This is a genomic window from Arcticibacter sp., assembly GCF_053551015.1.
Window position 1 is genome coordinate 42,936 of the sequence record NZ_JBMQOB010000017.1, and the last position, 20,605, is coordinate 63,540.

General features: G+C 45.8%; 18 protein-coding genes. 9 read left to right on the forward strand and 9 right to left on the reverse strand.

All coding sequences use genetic code 11. The features are described from left to right. The first annotated feature begins 9 nt into the window (after positions 1-9). A complete protein-coding gene (locus tag ACO1NU_RS11470) occupies positions 10-1,314 on the forward strand; it encodes a bifunctional folylpolyglutamate synthase/dihydrofolate synthase (protein WP_448818625.1) in 1,305 nt (434 codons plus the stop codon). Between the two features lie 20 nt (positions 1,315-1,334). Here the strand turns inward: ACO1NU_RS11470 and ACO1NU_RS11475 are convergent, their stop codons facing one another. From ACO1NU_RS11475 to serC, 4 genes are all read right to left on the reverse strand, one after another. Continuing rightward, entirely contained in the window at positions 1,335-2,006 is a 672-nt protein-coding gene (locus ACO1NU_RS11475) for a hypothetical protein (RefSeq protein WP_448818626.1), read from the reverse strand. 18 nt (positions 2,007-2,024) lie between these two features. Beyond that, positions 2,025-2,951, reverse strand: coding sequence for an L-lactate dehydrogenase (locus ACO1NU_RS11480; RefSeq protein ID WP_448818627.1), 927 nt, complete (start codon positions 2,949-2,951; stop codon positions 2,025-2,027). A gap of 116 nt (positions 2,952-3,067) precedes the next feature. Beyond that, positions 3,068-4,018, reverse strand: coding sequence for a D-2-hydroxyacid dehydrogenase (locus ACO1NU_RS11485; RefSeq protein ID WP_448818628.1), 951 nt, complete (start codon positions 4,016-4,018; stop codon positions 3,068-3,070). Positions 4,019-4,037: 19 nt separating this feature from the next. Next, on the reverse strand, positions 4,038-5,105 hold the full coding sequence (gene serC / locus ACO1NU_RS11490) for a 3-phosphoserine/phosphohydroxythreonine transaminase (protein ID WP_448818629.1): 1,068 nt from the start codon (positions 5,103-5,105) through the stop codon (positions 4,038-4,040). A gap of 278 nt (positions 5,106-5,383) precedes the next feature. On the opposite strand from serC, the gene ACO1NU_RS11495 reads away from it, so the two are divergent. Further along, on the forward strand, positions 5,384-6,085 hold the full coding sequence (locus tag ACO1NU_RS11495; RefSeq protein WP_448818630.1) for a class I SAM-dependent methyltransferase: 702 nt from the start codon (positions 5,384-5,386) through the stop codon (positions 6,083-6,085). On the opposite strand, the gene ACO1NU_RS11500 is transcribed toward ACO1NU_RS11495, so the two are convergent. Continuing rightward, positions 6,080-6,676 (reverse strand): LEA type 2 family protein, encoded by a 597-nt coding sequence (locus ACO1NU_RS11500; RefSeq protein WP_448818631.1) that lies wholly within the window; start codon positions 6,674-6,676, stop codon positions 6,080-6,082. The two genes, ACO1NU_RS11495 and ACO1NU_RS11500, sit on opposite strands and share 6 nt — an antisense overlap. Before the next feature lie 213 nt (positions 6,677-6,889). Between ACO1NU_RS11500 and ACO1NU_RS11505 the strand changes: the two genes are divergently transcribed. Then, entirely contained in the window at positions 6,890-7,456 is a 567-nt protein-coding gene (locus ACO1NU_RS11505) for a fasciclin domain-containing protein (RefSeq protein WP_448818632.1), read from the forward strand. 56 nt (positions 7,457-7,512) lie between these two features. Here ACO1NU_RS11505 and ACO1NU_RS11510 read toward each other — a convergent pair whose 3' ends face one another. From ACO1NU_RS11510 to ACO1NU_RS11520, 3 genes are all read right to left on the reverse strand, one after another. Continuing rightward, positions 7,513-10,188, reverse strand: a complete 2,676-nt coding sequence (locus ACO1NU_RS11510) for an outer membrane beta-barrel protein (protein ID WP_448818633.1) — start codon at positions 10,186-10,188, stop codon at positions 7,513-7,515. Positions 10,189-10,444: 256 nt separating this feature from the next. Continuing rightward, complete coding sequence (locus ACO1NU_RS11515; RefSeq protein ID WP_448818634.1) at positions 10,445-10,750, reverse strand: RNA recognition motif domain-containing protein; 306 nt, start codon at positions 10,748-10,750, stop codon at positions 10,445-10,447. A gap of 202 nt (positions 10,751-10,952) precedes the next feature. Then, positions 10,953-12,860, reverse strand: a complete 1,908-nt coding sequence (locus ACO1NU_RS11520) for a DUF4914 family protein (RefSeq protein WP_448818635.1) — start codon at positions 12,858-12,860, stop codon at positions 10,953-10,955. Between the two features lie 261 nt (positions 12,861-13,121). Here ACO1NU_RS11520 and ACO1NU_RS11525 point away from each other — a divergent pair, with 261 nt between their 5' ends. The 5 genes from ACO1NU_RS11525 (at position 13,122) to ACO1NU_RS11545 (ending at position 18,423) form a co-directional block, all read left to right on the forward strand. Further along, positions 13,122-14,354 carry a nucleoside recognition domain-containing protein gene (locus ACO1NU_RS11525; protein ID WP_448818636.1) on the forward strand — a complete coding sequence of 411 codons (1,233 nt, stop codon included), beginning with the start codon at positions 13,122-13,124 and terminating at the stop codon, positions 14,352-14,354. 5 nt (positions 14,355-14,359) lie between these two features. Further along, positions 14,360-14,749: a methylglyoxal synthase gene (locus ACO1NU_RS11530; protein WP_448818637.1), complete on the forward strand. Its 390-nt coding sequence runs from the start codon at positions 14,360-14,362 to the stop codon at positions 14,747-14,749. A 9-nt stretch (positions 14,750-14,758) separates the two neighbouring features. Further along, positions 14,759-16,786 (forward strand): alpha/beta fold hydrolase, encoded by a 2,028-nt coding sequence (locus ACO1NU_RS11535; protein ID WP_448818638.1) that lies wholly within the window; start codon positions 14,759-14,761, stop codon positions 16,784-16,786. 9 nt (positions 16,787-16,795) lie between these two features. Next, on the forward strand, positions 16,796-17,782 hold the full coding sequence (locus ACO1NU_RS11540) for an NAD(P)H-quinone oxidoreductase (protein WP_448818639.1): 987 nt from the start codon (positions 16,796-16,798) through the stop codon (positions 17,780-17,782). Positions 17,783-17,880: 98 nt separating this feature from the next. Next, entirely contained in the window at positions 17,881-18,423 is a 543-nt protein-coding gene (locus ACO1NU_RS11545; protein WP_448818640.1) for a DinB family protein, read from the forward strand. Between the two features lie 74 nt (positions 18,424-18,497). On the opposite strand, the gene prmC is transcribed toward ACO1NU_RS11545, so the two are convergent. Beyond that, a complete protein-coding gene (gene prmC / locus ACO1NU_RS11550; RefSeq protein ID WP_448818641.1) occupies positions 18,498-19,367 on the reverse strand; it encodes a peptide chain release factor N(5)-glutamine methyltransferase in 870 nt (289 codons plus the stop codon). Positions 19,368-19,422: 55 nt separating this feature from the next. Here prmC and ribD point away from each other — a divergent pair, with 55 nt between their 5' ends. Continuing rightward, entirely contained in the window at positions 19,423-20,505 is a 1,083-nt protein-coding gene (gene ribD / locus ACO1NU_RS11555) for a bifunctional diaminohydroxyphosphoribosylaminopyrimidine deaminase/5-amino-6-(5-phosphoribosylamino)uracil reductase RibD (protein WP_448818642.1), read from the forward strand. Positions 20,506-20,605 lie beyond the last annotated feature (100 nt).

Genomic DNA, 20,605 nt, shown 5'->3' on the forward strand with positions numbered 1-20,605 from the left:
CTTACTCAAATGGACTACCGTCAAACTGTTGAATACCTGTATTCACGCTTGCCCATGTTTTCAAAGCAGGGTGCTTCAGCGATTAAGAAAGATCTTGATAATACCCTGGTGCTATGTGCCGCACTCGGCAATCCGCAGCACCGGTTTAAGGCGGTTCATGTCGCGGGAACCAACGGGAAAGGTTCCTCGTCGCACATGTTGGCCTCCATACTACAAGAGGCCGGTTATAAGACCGGCCTTTATACTTCTCCACACCTTCGTGACTTTCGTGAGCGGATCCGTATCAATGGGGAGATGATCACTGAGGAGCAGGTCGTATCGTTTGTGAGTGCCCAGCGAAGTTTGATTGAAGAGGTAAACCCTTCATTTTTCGAGGTGACAGTGGCTATGGCGTTCGACTATTTCGCCAACGAGAAAGTCGATATTGCCGTGATTGAAACCGGATTGGGCGGGCGCCTGGATTCCACCAACGTGATCAAACCTCTGGTATCGGTGATCACCAATATCGGCTATGACCACATGGCAATCCTGGGAACTACGCTTCCCGAGATCGCTGCTGAGAAGGCCGGAATCATCAAGCCGGAAGTGCCGGTGGTTATTGGCGAAGCCTCTGAAGAGGTGAAAGAAGTCTTTCTGGAAAAAGCAGCACGGGAGCATTCCCCTATCTACTTCGCTTCAGAAGAATGGAAAGCCGACCGTAGGGAGGCTTCAAACGATCAACTGCTTCACCTGAGGGCCGAAAAAACAACAGCCGGTACCTCGGATGCTAACGCGGCGATTGATCTCTCGCTGGACCTTACAGGCTCCTATCAGCTCAAGAATGTAAAGACGGTGCTCTCGACAGTCGAACAACTCAGGCTATCCGGCTTTGTCATCAGTGATGAGCAAGTCTATGCAGGATTACAGCAGGTTACTTCGCGCACGGGATTAATGGGCAGATGGCAGACCATCAGCCATCATCCGCTAACGATTTGCGACACGGGTCATAATGAAGATGGTATCCGAGAGGTACTTAAAAATTTGGCAGGCATTTCATACCGGCAGCTTCACCTGGTGATCGGCATGGTCAAAGACAAGGATATTAGCAAGGTGCTCAGCATGCTGCCCAAGGAGGCGATATACTACTTCTGTGCTCCGGACATAGAGCGGGCCAAACCGGCATCAGAGCTGAAAAAAGAGGCATTTGCAGCAGGGCTTTCCGGCGAGGCTTACCCAAGTGTTACGGCAGCGCTTTTGGAGGCACAGGCATGCGCGAAGGACGCAGACCTGGTATTTGTAGGCGGCAGCACTTTTGTAGTTGCAGAGGTGGTCTAATTGTCTGAGCTGACCAAATACTACAAGTAGTGCAAACGCCCGAAGGTATAGGCTACACCCAGAGTCAGCGAGCTAAACATATCATTTTTCGATCCCCGTGATACCAGCCCATCTATCTTATCTCCTAAAACGAAATTGAGTTGATAGTTGAGGTTTAATAAGATTCGCGAATCATCTCCCATACTCACGTCGATGCCAGCCATAGCAGGCAAATAGAGCTCTTTATTGTGGTAGAGAGCTTCTGAATTTTCGCGGCTTCGTATAACGAGCACACCACCCCCTGAGCCCAGATATAATCCTTTTGCTACGCGGCTTATAAAAGAATCCTGAAAAACGCGGTACCGGCGGGGCCGTCCTGTAAACTCCCCGAGGTGTACCTTGCCCCTCACCTGAAACGTAGCGAACTCACTGTTGAAACCTTCGGTACGCCCATTGTCGGCATTTATGCTGGAACCTGACATGGTACCGCCCTGAAGTTCAAGCCCGGCATTCAGATAGGGCGTGAAATAGTAGTCCAGACTCCCCGAAGCCAAATAGTTTAAGTCAGGCTTCTGCCGGTCTGTGTAAGAATGCACGAGGCCCCCACCTATTCCAATAGAGAAGTTCTTGTAGCTTTGCTGGGCATGCAGATGATCTGCCAGTGAGCACAGGATCAGCACCAGAAGTGCTGATCGATAATTGAATTTAATCATGAATACGTGTATTTAGCGCTACATGCTCACTGTTCCAATGACTTCCCTTAGCTTGGCAGCAGATGCATGGAGTAATTCCTTCTCCTGATCGGTGATTTCCAGGGGTAATACCTCTCGGATTCCATTCCGGTCTACTACGCAGGGTACACCCAGGAATACGTCCGACACTCCATGATAATCATTAAGCAGTGTGGAAACATTCAGCACAGAGGCTTCATTGTGGAGGATTGCTGTGCAGATCCGGTCAAGAGCAAGGGCTATTGCATAGAATGTGGCTCCCTTGGCCTTGATGATCTGATAGGCCGCGTTTTTGGTATCGGAGAAGATTTCTTCTTTATCCTGGTCTGAGAGCGACAGTCCGGAGCCGGCTACGTTTGCCAGGCTCCACAGGGGAAGCTCTGAGTCTCCGTGTTCGCCGATAATATGCGCGTGCACGCTTCGCGAGTCAATGTTCAGCTTTTCACCGATCAGGTAGCGGAAGCGGGCGCTGTCGAGCAAAGTTCCGCTGCCGATGATCCTGTTGGTTGGCCACCCGGATTTTTTCCATGTGAAGTAACTCATCACATCAACCGGGTTGGAGGCAATAAGCAGAATACCGTCGGTATTGTATTTAAGCACCTCAGTAGTGATGCTCTCAAAAATGGCAACATTCCGTTTCAAAAGGTCTATCCGGGATTCACCATCACGCTGAGCGGCTCCGGCAGTGATAATGATGATATCAGCACCGCGGCAGTCCTCATAGCTACCCGCCCAGACCTTTGATTGTCCGAGAAAGGGTAAACCGTGGCTCATATCCAGAGCATCGCCAACAGCTTTTTCCTGGTTCGCATCAATGAGTACGAGCTCATCCATCCGCTCCCTTAATAGAAGTGTATAGGCAGTAGTGGAACCTACAGCTCCGGCTCCAATGATGACAATGCGGCTTTTCTTATTTTTTAATGACATGAGATGTGCGTATTTGAATCACAAGATACAATTGACAACAGTATTCGGAGGAAAATAGTTCACAAAAAAAGGCTGCATAGTTCTTATGCAGCCTTCAACTATGAGAATCTTTTCAACTATTTCTTGAAGAAATCAATAATCAGACTAGCCAGTTCAACTCCTATACGCTCCTGTGCTTCGTTAGTAGCAGCTCCGATATGTGGAGTGAGAGAGATTTTAGGATGAACAAGGATCTCCTGACGAGGAGTTGGTTCGTTATCAAACACGTCCAGTCCGGCGAAGCTGACAGTTCCGTTATTTAAGGCTTCGATCAGTGCTTCTTCGTCGATAGTACCTCCGCGCGAACAGTTTACAATCCCTACGCCTGTTTTCATTCTTGCGAATTCATGCGCTCCAAGGATCGGTTTATCCAGGAAAGGAATGTGCAAACTGATGAAGTCACTATCGGTGATCAGTTCATTGAATTCAACCTTCGTTACCGGAACATCTACATTGATGCCACCAGCAAGGTTCAGCTGCAAGGTTGCAGGAACATCATACAGGTCGTATGCAAGAACCTCCATGCCTAAACCCAGGGCTATCTTTGCAGTCTCTCTACCGATACGGCCAAATCCGATAATACCGATCTTTTTACCTTTCAACTCGATGCCTTTCGCGTAAGCTTTCTTCAGCGAATTGAACTGTGTAGCGCCATCAACTGGCATTTTCCTGTTTGAATCGTGCAGGAAACGGATACCCGTGAACAGGTGAGCAAATACTAATTCAGCAACGGAGGGAGAAGATGCAGCAGGTGTGTTTACCACTGCAAGTCCTTTTTCACGTGCATATTCAACATCAATATTGTCCATTCCTACTCCACCACGACCGATCAGTCGCAGATTAGGACAAGCATCAATCAGGTCTTTTCTCACCTTGGTAGCACTGCGTACAGTGATAGCATCAAAGTTCTTTAAAGCTTCCGGAAGCTGATCCTGAGGAATGTTTTGTGTTTCGACAGTAAAGCCGGCTTCTTCAAGTAATTTCTTACCGACAGCGTCTATACCATCATTTGCAAGTATTCTTATCATTGTCTTGTATTTGTTTTATCTAAGCGTTGTTATCTGCAAACTCTTTCATCGTATCGATAAGAGCCTGAACAGAAGAAAGAGGTAAAGCATTGTAAATAGAGGCTCTGAATCCTCCTACACTGCGGTGGCCTTTGATGCCGATCATTCCACGTTCTTCAGCAAATTTCAGGAATGGCTTTTCAAGTTCAGCGTTCTCCATTACGAAACAAACGTTCATACGAGATCTGTCTTCTACTGCACAAGGACCTTTAAATAATGGGTTGCGATCGATCTCTGCGTAGAGCGCTTCAGATTTTTCGATATTTTCTTTCTCGATTGCAGCTACGCCACCTTTGGCTTTCAGCCATCTCAGGTTTAATAATGATGCGTAGATAGAGAATACAGCCGGTGTATTGTAAAGTGATTTGTTATCTGCATGAACTTTGTAGTCGAGCATCGAAGGAAGCTTGCGGCCTGACTTACCCATTAGTTCATCTTTGACGATTGCCAGGGTAAGACCTGCAGGTCCCATATTCTTCTGTGCACCGGCATAGATAATACCGAAATCAGCAACATTGATCTGACGGCTGAAAATATCTGATGACATATCTGAAACGATTGGCACAGTTGTTTCAGGAAAGCTGAAGAGCTCCGTTCCGAAGATGGTGTTGTTGGAAGTGCAATGGAAATATGCTGCGTCAGCAGGGATTTCAAAGTCTTTAGGAACGAAAGTGTAATTGGCATCTTTTGATGATGCTACAACATTTGCGTTTCCGAAAAGCTTCGCCTCCTTAATTGCCTTACTTGACCAGGCTCCTGAATCCAGGTATGCGGCAGTTTGACCTTCGCCTAAAAGGTTCATAGGAACCATTGTAAACTGTAAACTTGCTCCACCCTGCAACAGAAGTACTGAGTAGCCTTCAGGAACGTTTAAAAGCTCCTTAATAAGAGCCAGTGTTTCGTCAACTACAGCTTCGAATTCTGGGGCACGGTGAGAAATCTCAAGAATGGAAAGTCCGGTATTGTTAAAATTTAATACTGCCTCTGATGCTTGTTTAAAAACTTCCTGTGGCAAAATACAGGGTCCGGCGCCGAAATTATATTTCATGGTATAACTCTTGTTAGTAATGCGCCAAATTTATAAGTTTTATTAAGGAAATACAGGAGAAAATGAAATATCCTTGTAATATTTAAAAAACTTCTCACTTATTCAATCACTGGCAACTTACTTGCATGTGGCTTGTGGCAGATGCGAAGCCCCCACAAACATCTCCTCTGCACATCCGGCATCTATGATAGAGATATTCAGTAGCTTGGATTTGATCAGGCTTGCTATAGATCCAATGGGCCTCACATATCATTTGAAATTCTTTTCTTTGCAGGACGATGGATGTATTTGGACAGGCATTACGGGATTATTACGAGGACAGACACGTTCCTACACTCTGGTTGTATAATACGTATGGAGACCCGGAAGAAATGCCGGTCGACGTTTTTTTCAGAGATTATGAGGAGATGCCGGAAATCGAGAGGCTTGCTCTTAAATATTGTAAAGGGCGCGTTTTGGATGTCGGTGCCGGAGTAGGATCACATGCCCTCGTACTGCAGCAAAACAGGATGGATGTGACCGCACTGGAGATCTCTGCTGAAGCCTGCGAAATCATGAGGGAACGTGGCGTGAAGCAGGTAGTGAATGAGGACTTTTTTGCATATGAGGCCGAGAAGTTCGATACCATCCTGCTATTGATGAACGGAATCGGGCTCTGCTCCTCGCTCTCTAAGCTGGAAGCCTTTCTTCATCATGCGCAGCAACTGCTGAATCCTGGCGGCCGACTGGTATTTGATTCATCTGACCTGAGCTATCTTTATCAGAGTCAGCCCTTTCCCAAAGATCATTATTATGGTGAGATCGGCTATCGCTACCGATATAAAAACCAACTTGGAGAATGGTTTCAGTGGCTCTATGTTGATCAGCATACACTCAGGGAAGTTGCTGAACAGGAAGGCTGGAGCTGTGAGCTCCTGTTAATGGAGTCCACAGACCAGTTCCTCATGAAGCTCAGTCGTACTGACGAACAAGGATTATAATAAGATGTTCCTGGTGATTTCCTTGTCGATAGTAATATAACCCGGAAATTTCACGTCCTTGTTGCCCAGTCCTATTGTTGGTCTGATCTTAATGGTGAGTACACTCTTTTTATCGTTGGAATTCTTATCGAAGAATTCGAGGATGGCGCGCTGTGCTTTACTGTCGGACAGGAAGCCGTACATGTTTGCATTGACCTTTATGGGTACTACAACCCTCCCTCCGTTTGCTGCAACCTGAACCGCCTGATCTACGAATCCATTGGCGATTTCACTCCCCTTGATGAGCAACTTGTATTCAAACTGACGTATAGCTGCCGCGTTTGGACTGGGGTTTCTGATCTCCAGATTGATATTCCCTTCCAGGGGTACGTTCTTACGAAGAAGTGCAAGCACGATCCGGGGTGACTTAACAATATCAAAGTTTCCGGACTTGAGCGTTTCCATAACATTTACATTGGCGACATACAGACTATCTGCAGATTTAATGTCGTATTTGCATTTTTCAAAAGCTCTCGCTTGTTTAAGCTGTTTGTTAACACCGCAGGCGGAAAAGATAAACGCCAGCAGAGACAGATAAATAATATTTTTCATACGACAAGTCTAACGCTTTTTGCGGCAAGTTTGTTGTCGCAGGCACTCTTGCACGCGGTGCGTAAGACAACAGGTTGTTGCAGCATTCTGCAATCATCGGGGCTAACTGCAGCACCCAATTCTGATTATACCCCTATAAATAAGCGATTTAATAATCTCCTACGATTCTGGCAAAGTTTTTTCCTTATCCGGAACATTAACAATCTATAACATATGAAAAAGATCATGCTTTCTGCTGCATTTGCAGCGCTAATAGGCTTAGCGACCACTCAAGCGCAGACAACCGATTCAACAAGTAACAGCAACGCGGCTACAGCAAGCACTCAAAAGGTGGCTCCCTCAGGTGACGTGACACAGGCAATTGCATCATCGGGTTACAATGCAAGTCTGGCTACTGCCATCAAAAATGCAGGATTAGAATCTACACTCAAAGGAGCCGGTCCTTTTACCGTATTCGCGCCATCTGACCAGGCATTTGCATCAGTACCTGCCGGCGACAGCTTATTGACTCAGCAGCCGAAACTGGCAGCGACCCTTAAAAACCATATCGTGAACGGTAAATACTCCAAAGATGATATTATAAAGGCCCTTACCGCCGGTAAAGGAGTAGCAACACTGAATACCATTGATGGTAGCACAGTAACGCTGAAAGTAAACGAAAATAAGAATCTTGAGCTCTCAGATGCTGCAGGAAACAAAGCTCTGGTAACTGTTTTTGATGTAGAAGGAACCAATGGAACAGTACACGTCATCAATAATGTACTTGTTCCGAAACAATAATCCCTGTCTCTAATCCACATAACAGAACTCCCGGCCCTAACAGGCCGGGAGTTCTGTTATGTCTCGAATTTATTAATGTTCAGGGTGAACAACAACATGTAGTACCTGCCGAGTTTGTTCGTCCGGTTATCGAGAATGGAGTTATTGAGGACCATCCGTTGAACACTTGTATTTTGATTGAAAAGATCAAAACCTGTGAAACGCAGGGCTCCCCTATTGCTCTTCAGGAACTGAAGTTCAAGATAAGTATTCAGGATAAGAGGATTGGTCTTTACTGATCCTGCAAGACCATTGTAGAAGTTCTTATCGAGTGCAGAACCGATAATAAATGAAGGGCTTACGTTCAATCTCCCCGAAGCACTAAGGGCCCAGGAAGAGAGTTTATTTTTTTCATATTCGTCAATGGTATACGATGTTTTGTTGAAGGTATAGGTGACGGATGGGTTGAGTTCCAGACGACCTCCGGGGTTGATCTGCATTCTCAGGTTTTGCGATGCAATCAGATTCCTCCCGCTGATTCTGGTATAATTACTTAAAGATACATTATTATTATAGTTGACACTACCATTGATGTCCAGAATCAATTTGCGTCCAACCAAAGGTAGCGAAGCATTGTAGATTCCACCGAGCTGAAATCCTCCGTTCACATTTTCAAACAAAGTTTCCTGGTTAACGACATTCCCTTCCTGGTAAACGAGCACTGTATTCGAAACTACCTGATCCTGTACAATCGAAGCATTGAAATTGGTAAAGAGGGTGTTTCCGGTGTCAAAATTGAAACTGTTGTAAGAGAAGTCCACGGTATGCCAGAGCTCTGATTTGAGCGTTGGGTTACCGGTAACAGGGTATTGAGGATTGGTTACGTCTCTCACCGGCTGAAGCTGCAGATATGAAGGAGGATTACTGCTCGCCGCATAGTTGAATGCAAAGGACTTCTCAGAAGAAAATGTATAAGTATAATTTAACTCAGGAACAATGTTCAGTCCGTTCCTGTTCACGTAGATATTCCTGCTGATAGACTCACCTGTTAACTGGGTAGGCTGCACGCTCACGCCCAGGGCGTAAGAATGTTTCTGGCTATTGTGTCTGAACGATAGGCTGACTGTATGCGTCATGAAGGAGTACGTATACTTATTGCTCAATGAGTCAATGCGCTTACGCTGATAAGCCCTTGTTGTCTCCCTGTCATTCAGATACTCAGCGTAGTCATAGATATACCCTAACTCGATCATGGAGCCATTTCCCATCGGCTCGGTAAAAGAAAGCCTGCCAGAATATGAAAGATTTTCGATTGCGTTGCGGTGGAACGTTCGTTGTATGGAGTCGAGCGTCAGGTTTCCCCGCCGGTCAAAATAGTTCAGCCGGGCGTCCAGGCTCTGCCGTAATGTATTCTCCCCATTTTTAACGTTCACTTCGGCAAAGATATTCCTGCCTGGCTTCGCGAACCTGTGGTTTCCGACAATTTTAAGTCCCAGAAGAGGAGTCGAATTGAAAATGTCTTCGTCAGTAATCTGGCGTAAGCTATCTGCCAGGAATGAGTTGAGCAATTTGCTCTGGGAAAGGTCAACCTCCCTGCCGGTCTTCTTCCGGGTATAAGCTATTGAGGGGCTGATCTGTATATAATCCACTTTGTTGCGGTCATACTCCAGGTTCCATTGGAAGAGGTGATCATAAGCATTGCTGTAGATACTACTGGTATCTGAGTTGGTAATCTTCGTATTATCAGGATAAATGTTTTGACGAAATGTTTCAGAAAACAGCTCATTCTGAGCGTTAGAAAAGTTATAGCTCCCAAAGGAACTCAGGTTTTTATTATATTTTTCACGATGATTCAGTCCGAAAGCGTTTAATGTAGTCAACCCGTTATCACCACCGTTCTTTAGCGTGTAGCCGGAGCCACTAAGATTGGAGTTATTATTATTCAGATTTCCATATACACCGGTTTCGCGGTTGTTATTGAAGTAGTTGGCTAAAGCAGACAACTGGTAGCGTCCTTCCGTACCGACACCGGCATTTGTGTTTCCGAAATAGCCCTTACGCAAATTAGCCCAGGTTTTGATGTTGATGATCTTTTGGGCTCTTCCGTCGCTATTGCCCGTCAGCCTTCCCTTATCCCCATAGTCGTTGATGACCTGTATCTTCTCGATCAGGTTGGCCGGTATATTTTTGATGACCGTTTCCACGTCTCCGCCGAAAAAGTCCCGCCCGTTCACCGTGATTTTCGAGATCTGCCTTCCCTGCGCTATAATATTTCCATCGCGACTCAGTATAATTCCAGGAAGCAGCCTCATGAGGTCTTCCGTGTAAGCGTTTTCACGAAGCTTGTAGTTACGGGAATGATATTCAATCGTATCCTTTTTGATGACAAGGAGTTGTTTGCCCGTTATCAGGATCTGGTTCAGCTCATAGGATTGGGCCTGTAGTTGAAGAGGCTCCAGGTCGATAAAGAAGTTTTCAGGATCCAGTTCATACTGTCTTTCCAGAGACTGATATCCCAGGTTTGACAAAGAAAGTTTAAAGGTTGATGACAATACATCTTTGAAGGAATAGAAGCCTTTCTCGTTGGTGCGGACGCTGATTGAATCGAGATCAGAGGTAAGTAAGACTGTTGCACCTGAAATCCCGGTACCAGTAGTATCCTGCAAAGTCCCTCTTACAAAATATTTGATACTTTGAGCAGTCAGACATGGAGAGGACAGTAATAGTGCAAACAGGATTACAAATACTTTCATCTATAATGCAATAATAAAGAATATGCCTCTAGTAAAACAACTAATTATGGTTTAGCGCTGTTAAGAGGATCTCTGGGGCATGCACTTTAAACGAGGCCAGCAGCGTTCTAATATGGACTATGAATCTTTTTACGAAATTGCAACAGAAGCGACAGGAGGTTGCGGATGCTGTATACAAGATCAACGACTCTTAGCATTATGGGAATACTGTAGTCATAATAAAGCAAAAGGGCTGATTACAGCCCTTTTGTATATGTTATCGGTTATAGCCGCCTCTGCTGCCACCTCCGCGGTTGAAACCACGGTTCTGACCATCATTCGGTTTATCTTCAGCTACCTTAACGGTGATCTTACTTCCATTGTAGTCTCCACCATTCATGTTCTTGATAGCTTCTTTAGCCTCTTCATCGTTCGGCATTTCGACAAAGCCAAAGCCTCTGCTTTTGCCTGTCTCACGATCTTTAATAATTCTAAGTGATTTAACTACGCCGAAATCACCAAAGACCGCTCTTAATTCTGCTTCCTCTACTTCGAAAGGAAGACCTGCAATAAATATCTTCATTAAAACTTTAAAATTTATTCAAATGTACGGCTTTTTAATTTAAGAAACTGTAATTCTATTGACACATAACTTGTTTTTCACGAAGTTATGTGTCTTTTTTAAAAAGCCAGGTGCACCACTTTAGCGGTTTGCCTGGTGGAAGGCTGCCCGAACGCCAGATGGCGTCCGGACGGCACAGCTCTTATTTAACGGACAGATCCGCCTATGCTATAGTTGCTTCGATGATTTTGCTTTCCAGTGGATATTGAATAAGATCCACATAATCCGGCAGCGTTCCATCGTTGAGGCATGTCTCGATGATTTTCCTTCCCAAAGGATGAAGATCAGGAACCAGGTATTTTTTCAGCTCCTTCTTGAAGAAGTCGGTTAATATCTGCGCTCCGGCATCATACCCTTCAGTTCCATTGTCTTTTTGTAGATCAACTTGCAGGAAATGTTTAGGAATAACCTGACCATCGATCTTCAATGACTCCAGTGCATAGCCCAGCAAAGGGGTACGGGCAGGAACCAAAGGTTCCTTTTTAAAGCTTACATTGCCTCTGCGGGAAAGATACTCCCGTGCGATCCATTGTCCCATAAAGCCGACTTCGTAAGCACCGATGTGCTGATTCGGAATTAGAATGTAGCGTGTAAGAGGTGTGTTTAATACCTGCTCAAGCAATAAGTTCGCCTGATCAACACGGCGCCCTGTTGCAAATGGCCAGTAAGATCCCACTCCTTCACTACTCATGCCTTCCGTACTCATGATGCTCGGGTTAGCGTGTCCTCTCGGAGCTACCAGCCTCCACAGCCATGCCAATGCAGGAGGAAGAATATGGAAGATACCAATGATTCCGTAATTTGGATTCTCTCTGGTACTAGGCGGCGTCCTTATCCCGAAGCTTCTGATATCTATTTCCACAGGCTGATCAACGGTGTTGCGAACGAAGCGCCTTGGCAATATTACGCGTGGATTTGTGCATGGTTTACCAGGACTGTCGAGAGTATGTTCCCAAATCAGACAGGTCGCATCCGGCTTACCATCGATACTCAGGAATACGAGCGGTTCCTGTGGATGAATAGTAGCTCTTTCAATATCAGGATCTGTTCCGTACTGGTCAATATGATTGATTCTGAGGAACCATCCATATTCAGCATCCTTAATCACCAGCTTTTTGCCGTTCTGGAATCCCGGAAGGGCAAGCGCCATATCATCCGTTACAGGTTGTAACTCAGATGAGTCTTTTATGTCAAGGTAGTACTTCTCTTTACTTTTCAGGTTAGTGCCCAAAAGGAGACGGCCATCCGCTTCCCGTTGTATTGCACCGGTCATCTCACTCTTACCCCCGCCGCTGGCACCTTCATGCATGATGGTAAATTCATTTTCGTACGGGGTGGTTATCTTTACCGCTGAAGCATGCAGACATGTCCAGCCTTCTTCTTCGCCTATGTCCAGCAAAACGGCATATATTCCCTTTTTAGCACTTGGTCCGGGATACAGGTTATATGCGAACATTTCGTGCATCTTATCTAAGCGATTGTGAACAACCACCTGTTTACCACCGAAATGTGTATGTCTGAACGGAGGTGCCAGATAAATCACGGCACGGGGCTTAAACTCATGAGGCATTTTGCTCCGGGGGATAAAGCCCTGCAGATCTGCCAGCGCGGCTGCAAAAAAGCCTGCATTTGCCGGTGCAACCAACAATGAAGGATAACCTGTTTCATCACCGCCAGCCATAAAGGGAACTAGAATCAGTTCATCCTGCTCTGCCAGCCATTCAAACGTGGCATTTCGCAAGTCAGAAAAATCTGTACCATACTTATCTTCAAACTTGGGCTTGTCGGTTGGATTGCTATCGGCGATAACCATACAATCCGGGTCACGTCTCCTCAGGTAAGGATCTGTGTAGTTGACCGAAATTCCGTTTTTGCATCTGACGACAGTTGCCTCAACGACTTTGCCTAGACCAGGAGTATCATAGGATACTTCATAGGTATGCCCCTGAATTCTGCCGAGTGCCAGATCACTAAGATCTTCCCTGCTTTCCGCAAGAATAATTTCTTTCGATTCGACGATCCGTTCGAGTTCCAGAGGTAGTACAAACTTTTTAAATAAGGATTTTTCCATAATGCTTTTATGAGATTGGGAACCTCATTGATATACGATGCAATTGTAATCATCCTTTGGAGTTTTGGAAATGACGAACATCATAGTTTAATGTAATTCGAAGTGATTTTCGCAACAAAACGATCATTTCGTAGTGTTTTAGCAAAATCGTAGATGCTTTTCTTATGTAAAAATCAAGATATAATTGATCCTGCAGAGAGGGACAGGTTTTGTAACGATTTTTTGTAGATTTAGCCGGTTAAACCGCGATTAGCAGAATATATGGCTCTTAATTACGTCTGGGTTGCTTTTTTTTTAATATCGTTCATTGTAGCACTGGTAAAGCTGATTTTCTTTGGAGATACCCTGGTCTTTACCCAGGTCATGAACGGCATGTTCGACAGCGCGAAGACAGGCGCCGAAATCTCCATTGGATTAATAGGTATTATGACCTTCTGGCTCGGCATCCTGAAGATTGGCGAGAATGCCGGGATGATTGCCATGTTTGCCAGGGCTGTCAACCCCTTCTTTAGCAAGCTGTTTCCGGGGATTCCTAAAGGTCACCCTGCTTCAGGTTCGGTGATCATGAACTTTTCGGCTAATATGCTTGGACTCGACAATGCGGCAACTCCAATGGGGCTGAAAGCTATGAAAGACCTGCAGGATCTGAATCCGGACAAGGACACTGCCACCGACTCCCAGATTATGTTTCTGGTATTGAACACTGCAGGTCTGACGATTATACCTACCTCTGTGATCGCGTTGAGAATGGCAAACGGCGCCGCGAACCCCGCAGATATTTTCATACCTTCTTTGATCGGTACATTCATTTCATTCGTCTCCGGGATGATCGCCGTAGCTCTGTATCAGAGAATAAACCTCTTTAAACTACCCGTTCTAATCTTTATTGGTGGGTTTGTGGCTCTGATGACCGGGCTGTATTTCTGGCTTGGAGGAATGCCCCCCGACCAAATTGAAGTCTATACAGGCCTGTTGGGTGGAATTATTATTTTTTCGATTATCACTCTTTTTGTTGGATACGGCGCGATAAAAAAGATTAATGTCTATGAGTCCTTTATCGACGGAGCCAAGGATGGCTTTAAAACATCAGTCATGATCATTCCTTTCCTGATCGCTATCCTGGTAGCCATTAGTGCCTTTCGTGCTACCGGATGTATGGACTATCTGGTCAATGGAATCGGCTCAATTGTTGCCGCCTGCGGACTCGACACCTCTTTCGTACCTGCGCTTCCTGTAGGAATTATGAAGACACTCAGCGGTAGCGGTGCACGCGGACTAATGGTTGATGTATTAACTACTTATGGCGCCGACTCGTTCGAAGGACGGCTTGCCAGTATCATCCAGGGTTCTACTGAAACAACCTTTTATGTTTTAGCCGTATACTTCGGTTCTGTCAACATCAAGCGCCCACGCTATGCCTTAACCTGCGGCCTTATAGCAGATCTGGTAGGGCTCATAGCAGCTATATTTATTGGATATATATTTTTTAAATAAAAATCATGAAACAGAAAACTATTGCACTCATTGCTCATGACGGAAAGAAAGACGAAATGGTAGCCTTTGTAAAGACCTACCACGATATATTGCAGCCGATGAACCTGATTGCGACAGGAACAACAGGTTCTAAAATTCAGGAAACCGGTCTCGAAGTAACCCGCAAATTGAGCGGACCTGCAGGAGGTGATGCGCAGATAGCTGCTATGGCCGCTGAGGGAAGCCTGAGTGCTATCATATTTTTCCGCGATCCGCTGGGTAAGCATCCCCACGAACCGGACGTCCAGATGCTGCTTCGCGTATGCGACGTTCATAATGTTCCCCTGGCAACAAATATGGCCTCTGCAAAATACCTGCTGTTAGGCTTGGTTGAAGAAATAGAAAGTAACAATTAATATTTCATAATGAAAAGAACACTTGGGATGGGGCTTATTCTGGCGATCACGGTTGTGAACGCACAAGACAGGATGACTCCAGAGCTGCTCTGGAAGCTCGGGAGGGTTACCGGTGAGGCGGTAACTGCGGATGGAAAGAATGTCATTTATGGAGTGACTAACTATGATCTTAAAGAAAATAAAAGCAGCAGGAACCTTTTCTCTGTTCCTGTAAGCGGAGGAAAGGCCGTGCAGCTAACGTCGGCAGACGGTGGGAAGCGGGTCATATCTACTGATGCCAAATCAGGTAAAATAACTTATTTGCAAGGCGGGCAGATCTGGATCATGGATGCTACTGGTGAAAACAAGAAACAAATCAGCCACTTTGAGGCTCCGCTTAGCAACCTGCGGCTTTCTCCTGACGGAAAGCGCGTTTTATATTCGAAGGAAGTTCTGCTTCTGAAGCTTCATAGCAAGGACCGCTATCCCGAGCTGGAGAAATCTGACGTGTATGTTTATGACGATCTGAACTACAGACACTGGGATACCTGGGAAGACGGAAAATTTCAGCATATTTTCGTCGCTGATTACGTAGACGGAACCATCAGGAATGAAGTTGACCTCATGGCCGATGAGCCCTTCGACGCTCCTCAAATGCCTTTTGGCGGTGAAGAGGATGCGATATGGAGCCCCGACGGTAAATCTATCGTTTACATAAGCAAGAAGAAATTCGGCAAAGAGTATGCGGTTAGTACTAACACCGACGTCTATCTCTATTCGCTTGCTTCCAAAAAGACGGTCAATCTGAGCGAGACTTTGAAAGGTTACGACACCAATCCTGAATACAACCGTTCTGGTTCTAAGATCGCCTGGCTAAGTATGAAGGAGGATGGCTACGAATCAGACAAGAACGATCTGGTGATTTACGATTTTAAGACGGGCAAGTCCACTAACCTCACCAAAGATTGGGATGGCACTGTTGCTTCTTTCAGATGGGACGAAAACGGCAGTAAGATATATTTCCTGGCATCGACGAAAGGAACTGAGCAATTATACGAGATAACAAGCATTGCGGGTAAGCCCGGCCGCTCGCCCATTCGTCAGATCAGCACAGGGCAGCATGATATCAACACGATCGTTGGTCAGGCCGGCGCTGACCTGATTGTGAAGAAGGAGGACATGAACCATGCCGCAGAGCTTTATAAAATTAACTCCGCTACGGGAAAACTCACTCAACTGACGGAGGTAAATACAGCCACGTACGACAAGCTTGCGATGGGAAAGATATCGGAAAGACATATACGTACTTCTGATAATCAGGACATGTTAGCATGGGTTATCTATCCCCCGGACTTCGATCCAAAGAAAAAGTATCCTACTCTTTTATATTGTCAGGGTGGACCACAGTCTGCACTTTCGCAGTTCTACTCTTTCCGCTGGAACTTCCAGCTAATGGCAGCAAACGGCTATATTATCATCGCACCGAACCGGCGTGGTATGCCGGGACATGGGGTGAAATGGAATGAAGCGATAAGTGGCGACTGGGGTGGTCAACCTATGAGGGACTATCTGGCCGCTATAGATGACATCGCGAAAGAACCTTATGTGGATAAAGACAGGCTCGGCGCCGTGGGTGCGAGCTATGGTGGATACTCCGTTTTCATGCTTGCGGGCATACACGAAAACCGATTCAAGAGCTTTATTGCTCACGACGGTCTTTTTGACTTGCGCAGCTGGTATGGAACAACGGAAGAACTGTGGTTTGCCAACAAAGACGTGGGTGGTCCTTACTGGGGAAACAATCCTCCGGTAAGCTACAAAAAGTCGAGCCCTATCGAATTCGTAGATAAATGGAACACGCCGATCATGATCGTTCAGGGAGGAATTGATTACCGGGTCCCTGTTGAACAAGGACTGGAAGCGTTCCAGGCTGCCCAACTGAAGGGTATAAAAAGCAGACTTGTCTATCTTCCTAATGAGAATCACTGGGTAATAGGCGCTCAGAATGCTCAGGTTTGGCAGCGTGAATTCTTCAAGTGGCTGAAAGAAACTTTATAACCCTCAACAATGAAAGCAGTTATTATTTCTGAATCAGGCGGACCTGAAGTGCTGAAGCTGGAGGAAAGGCCTATGCCGGTACCGGGTTTTAATGAAGTGCTGATTAAAGTAGCTGCTGCGGGCGTAAACCGCCCCGACGTATTTCAAAGGAAGGGCCACTACCCTTCTCCGCCTGGAGTCGCTGCCGATATCCCCGGACTGGAGGTATCTGGTCTTGTGGCTGCATGCGGAGAAGGTGTAGTAAAATGGCAACCCGGCGACGCCGTCTGCGTGCTTATTGGCGGCGGCGGCTATGCAGAATATGTTGTTGCCCATGCCGATGTATGCCTGTCCATACCGGCAGGCCTAAGCTTCGAAGAGGCGGCCGGACTTCCGGAAACTGTGTTTACAGTTTGGCATAACGTTTTCCAAAGAGGAAAGCTGAAAGAAGGCGAGACTTTGCTGGTCCATGGTGGAACCAGTGGCATTGGCACTACGGCAATACAACTCGCACGTGCACTGGGCTCACAAGTATACGCGACTGCCGGATCTGACGAAAAAGGTGCTGCAGCAGAAGCGATGGGTGCTTTGAAGTGCGTTAACTACAAGGTGTCTGATTTCTTTGATGAACTGCAGCATGTCGGCTTCGATGTTATACTCGATATGATTGGCGGCGACTACATGGATAGAAACATTCGCCTCTTGAAAGAGGAAGGTAGACTGGTGTTCATCAATGCGGTGAGAGGCAACAAAGTCCAGCTAGACATAGCCGATCTGATGCGCCGAAGGCTGACCGTAACGGGCAGTACACTCAGGGCAAGAAACAATGAATTCAAGGCAGCTTTGGCCGAAGAAATCAGGCAAATCGTATGGCCGCTTTTCGAAAGTCAGAACGTTAAACCGATAATTTACCGAACATTTCCGCTAGCAAATGCTGCGTCAGCGCACGCGCTTATGGAGGACAGTGATCACATCGGAAAAATTGTACTTTCTGTGGATCGGGATCTAACGAATTAATAACGGTTGGTCAATGTAATATTAACCTGAAGATATCACATTTGTATGAAGCTGGCATACATTATGCATATATCTTTTACCAACCTGAATTATTCAAAATGAATCTCCAAGAGCATACTATTGAACGTTTTTTGAATCAACACAAAACGATTAAAACTTACATCGACGATCTTCCTCCGGAAGCTATTTACAGCAGGCTTATACCTGATAAATTTTCAATTCACGAAACGATTGCCTATCTAACACGCTATCATCATGTATTTATGCATCGATTAAGAACGATGATGAGTGACGTGAATCCATTCTTCGAGGTGTACAAGCCTGATTACGATCCTGAATTCGGATTTAGCTGTGCAAAGTCCACGGGCTCCCTTCTGCACGAGATGTATCGTTTAAGAGAGGATATTTGTACACTCCTGGAGAATGCAGATAACGAAAGTGCCTCACGCGTAGGCACACATGCTGTCTTAGGCAGAATGACGGTTAGTCAATGGACCGAGTTCTTTCTTCTCCATGAAGCGGCTCAGCTTTTCAAGATCTTCAAACTGGCGGGAAGTTTCTGGTCAATGGAAAATGAGCAGCATGATAATGTAATCCACCTTCCGCGACTTACTAACTACCTCGATGAACTGGCTGTATAAGTCATAGCGATATCTGTTAAGTACAAATACTGTATGATAAATTCTACATGTATGAATTATCATACAGTATTTTCTTATTGAGGTAACCTCCGGGCTTTAACCATCCGGTCTGCCCCGTTAATATCTTTTCTTAAATCGCCTGCGAATCCGTACTCGCTGATCAGTGCTAGCATGGGTTCACCCATAAGCGAATTGATTTCAAAGTACACAGATCCATCAGGAACAAGACAGGTTTGCGCCAGAATCAAAATCTTTCGGTAGAAAATCAAAGGATCCTCATCGGGTACAAAGAGAGCAAGTGAAGGCTCGTTTTGAAGTACATTTGCGTGCATTTGGGCTTTCTCTGCACTCGTGATGTATGGCGGATTGCTTATAATAATATCAACTGTATCTTTTTGAAAATCTGACAGTTCATTCAGCACATCACCTTTAACAAGCCTGACATCCACATCATGGAACACGACATTACTTGACGCTATCCTGAGGGCTTCTTCTGAAACATCGACAGAGATTACTTCAGTATTCGGTAGCTTCTTCTTCAGGATGATTGGGATACAGCCACTTCCTGTGCCGATATCGAGTATCCGACGGGCACCTTCCTGATTTCGTTGTAGCGCAATGTCGCTCAATACCCAGTCCACCAATTCTTCAGTCTCAGGCCTGGGAATGAGTACCCCCGGCGCAACTTTGAATCTTAGACCATAGAAGTCAGCGAAGCCAAGCAAGTATTGGAGGGGAGTGTTCTGTTTCAAACCGTCAAGCACTTTCAAAAGAAGCTGTTCCTGTTCGTGCGAAAGCGGAGTTGACCTCTGCCCCATCTGTGCTGTGAACCTTATATCACAAACGTCTTCAATGGCTACGCGGGCCAGGCTCTGAGCTTCGTTCTCACCATATTGATCTGCCAGCTCAGTGGCAATTTTCTGCTCTATCTCTCCGATCGTCATATTCGGGCAAAATACAGATTAATCTACAATTGAATAACTAAATTTGTTGCGCTGTATGAAAGACAACACGATTGAAGTACCGGAAATAAAGTATATGCAACGCTGCTTTGAGCTGGCCGAGCTTGGAATGGGATCAGTAAGTCCGAACCCTTTGGTTGGTTCGGTAGTGGTCTATCAGGGTAAAATAGTTGGGGAAGGATACCATCGGAAATACGGACAGGCACATGCGGAGGTAAATGCCATCAATGATGTGATGAACCGCTATCCGGATCAATATAAAGAGATATTAAGCCACTCGACCATCTATGTCAATCTTGAGCCCTGTTCGCACTTCGGCAAAACGCCTCCCTGCGCAGACCTGATCATCCGGCATAAAATTCCACATGTGGTGATCGGCTCTCCCGATCCATTCGACTCTGTGAATGGCAAGGGCGTGCTGAAGTTGAGGGAGGCGGGCATCAGAGTAACGGAGAACTTCTGTGTTGAAGAGGCAAATTTCATCAACAGACGCTTCTTTACGCGCATCACCAAGCAGAGGCCCTATTTCATCCTGAAGTGGGCGGAGACTGCCGACGGGTTTTTTGCTCCGTCCGACCGTTCTCAAAAGTGGATATCGGGCAGGGAAGCTAAAGTTCTTTCCCATAAGTGGCGCACGGAAGAAGATGCTGTATTGGTTGGAAAAAACACAGCTTTAGCGGATGACCCTCAACTAAATGTTCGGGAATGGAATGGTCGCAACCCGGTACGCATTGTAATCGATAAAAATCTCGAACTACCCGCAAACTCGCATTTGCTGGATCAGTCTCAACCTACTATAGTTTTCAATGCTAAAAAGACGGACTACGATAGTCAAACAAAATACCTTGAAATAGAAAATTTCGATCACTACCTCCCACAGATGATTGCCTACCAGCTGTACATACTCGATATCCAATCGGTGATCATTGAAGGAGGTGCAGCTACATTGGATCTCTTCATCAAGGAAGGATTATGGGATGAAGCCCGCATTTTCGTCGGCCCATCCCGTTGGCATGAAGGGTTGCCTGCTCCGACTTTGAAGGGAGGAACCAGGAAGACATATTCGGTAGGTGAAGACCAGTTGATGATGATATGGAATACGGATCAGGCTCTCAGGTAAAGGCTTCTTCGTGAAGAATTTAACTTGAGTGAAAATTTAGTTCAACTTTCTGAAAACATTTCACAAATAGTCCTACTTTCGCGCTTCCTTAACGCGCAGA

Excerpts from the sequence above, each read along its gene's own strand:
- ACO1NU_RS11470 (WP_448818625.1), top strand. The coding sequence starts at position 10 with ATGGACTACCGTCAAACTGTTGAATACCTGTATTCACGCTTGCCCATG.
- ACO1NU_RS11475 (WP_448818626.1), bottom strand. The coding sequence starts at position 2,006 with ATGATTAAATTCAATTATCGATCAGCACTTCTGGTGCTGATCCTGTGC.
- ACO1NU_RS11480 (WP_448818627.1), bottom strand. The coding sequence starts at position 2,951 with ATGTCATTAAAAAATAAGAAAAGCCGCATTGTCATCATTGGAGCCGGA.
- ACO1NU_RS11485 (WP_448818628.1), bottom strand. The coding sequence starts at position 4,018 with ATGATAAGAATACTTGCAAATGATGGTATAGACGCTGTCGGTAAGAAA.
- serC (WP_448818629.1), bottom strand. The coding sequence starts at position 5,105 with ATGAAATATAATTTCGGCGCCGGACCCTGTATTTTGCCACAGGAAGTT.
- ACO1NU_RS11495 (WP_448818630.1), top strand. The coding sequence starts at position 5,384 with ATGGATGTATTTGGACAGGCATTACGGGATTATTACGAGGACAGACAC.
- ACO1NU_RS11500 (WP_448818631.1), bottom strand. The coding sequence starts at position 6,676 with ATGAAAAATATTATTTATCTGTCTCTGCTGGCGTTTATCTTTTCCGCC.
- ACO1NU_RS11505 (WP_448818632.1), top strand. The coding sequence starts at position 6,890 with ATGAAAAAGATCATGCTTTCTGCTGCATTTGCAGCGCTAATAGGCTTA.
- ACO1NU_RS11510 (WP_448818633.1), bottom strand. The coding sequence starts at position 10,188 with ATGAAAGTATTTGTAATCCTGTTTGCACTATTACTGTCCTCTCCATGT.
- ACO1NU_RS11515 (WP_448818634.1), bottom strand. The coding sequence starts at position 10,750 with ATGAAGATATTTATTGCAGGTCTTCCTTTCGAAGTAGAGGAAGCAGAA.
- ACO1NU_RS11520 (WP_448818635.1), bottom strand. The coding sequence starts at position 12,860 with ATGGAAAAATCCTTATTTAAAAAGTTTGTACTACCTCTGGAACTCGAA.
- ACO1NU_RS11525 (WP_448818636.1), top strand. The coding sequence starts at position 13,122 with ATGGCTCTTAATTACGTCTGGGTTGCTTTTTTTTTAATATCGTTCATT.
- ACO1NU_RS11530 (WP_448818637.1), top strand. The coding sequence starts at position 14,360 with ATGAAACAGAAAACTATTGCACTCATTGCTCATGACGGAAAGAAAGAC.
- ACO1NU_RS11535 (WP_448818638.1), top strand. The coding sequence starts at position 14,759 with ATGAAAAGAACACTTGGGATGGGGCTTATTCTGGCGATCACGGTTGTG.
- ACO1NU_RS11540 (WP_448818639.1), top strand. The coding sequence starts at position 16,796 with ATGAAAGCAGTTATTATTTCTGAATCAGGCGGACCTGAAGTGCTGAAG.
- ACO1NU_RS11545 (WP_448818640.1), top strand. The coding sequence starts at position 17,881 with ATGAATCTCCAAGAGCATACTATTGAACGTTTTTTGAATCAACACAAA.
- prmC (WP_448818641.1), bottom strand. The coding sequence starts at position 19,367 with ATGACGATCGGAGAGATAGAGCAGAAAATTGCCACTGAGCTGGCAGAT.
- ribD (WP_448818642.1), top strand. The coding sequence starts at position 19,423 with ATGAAAGACAACACGATTGAAGTACCGGAAATAAAGTATATGCAACGC.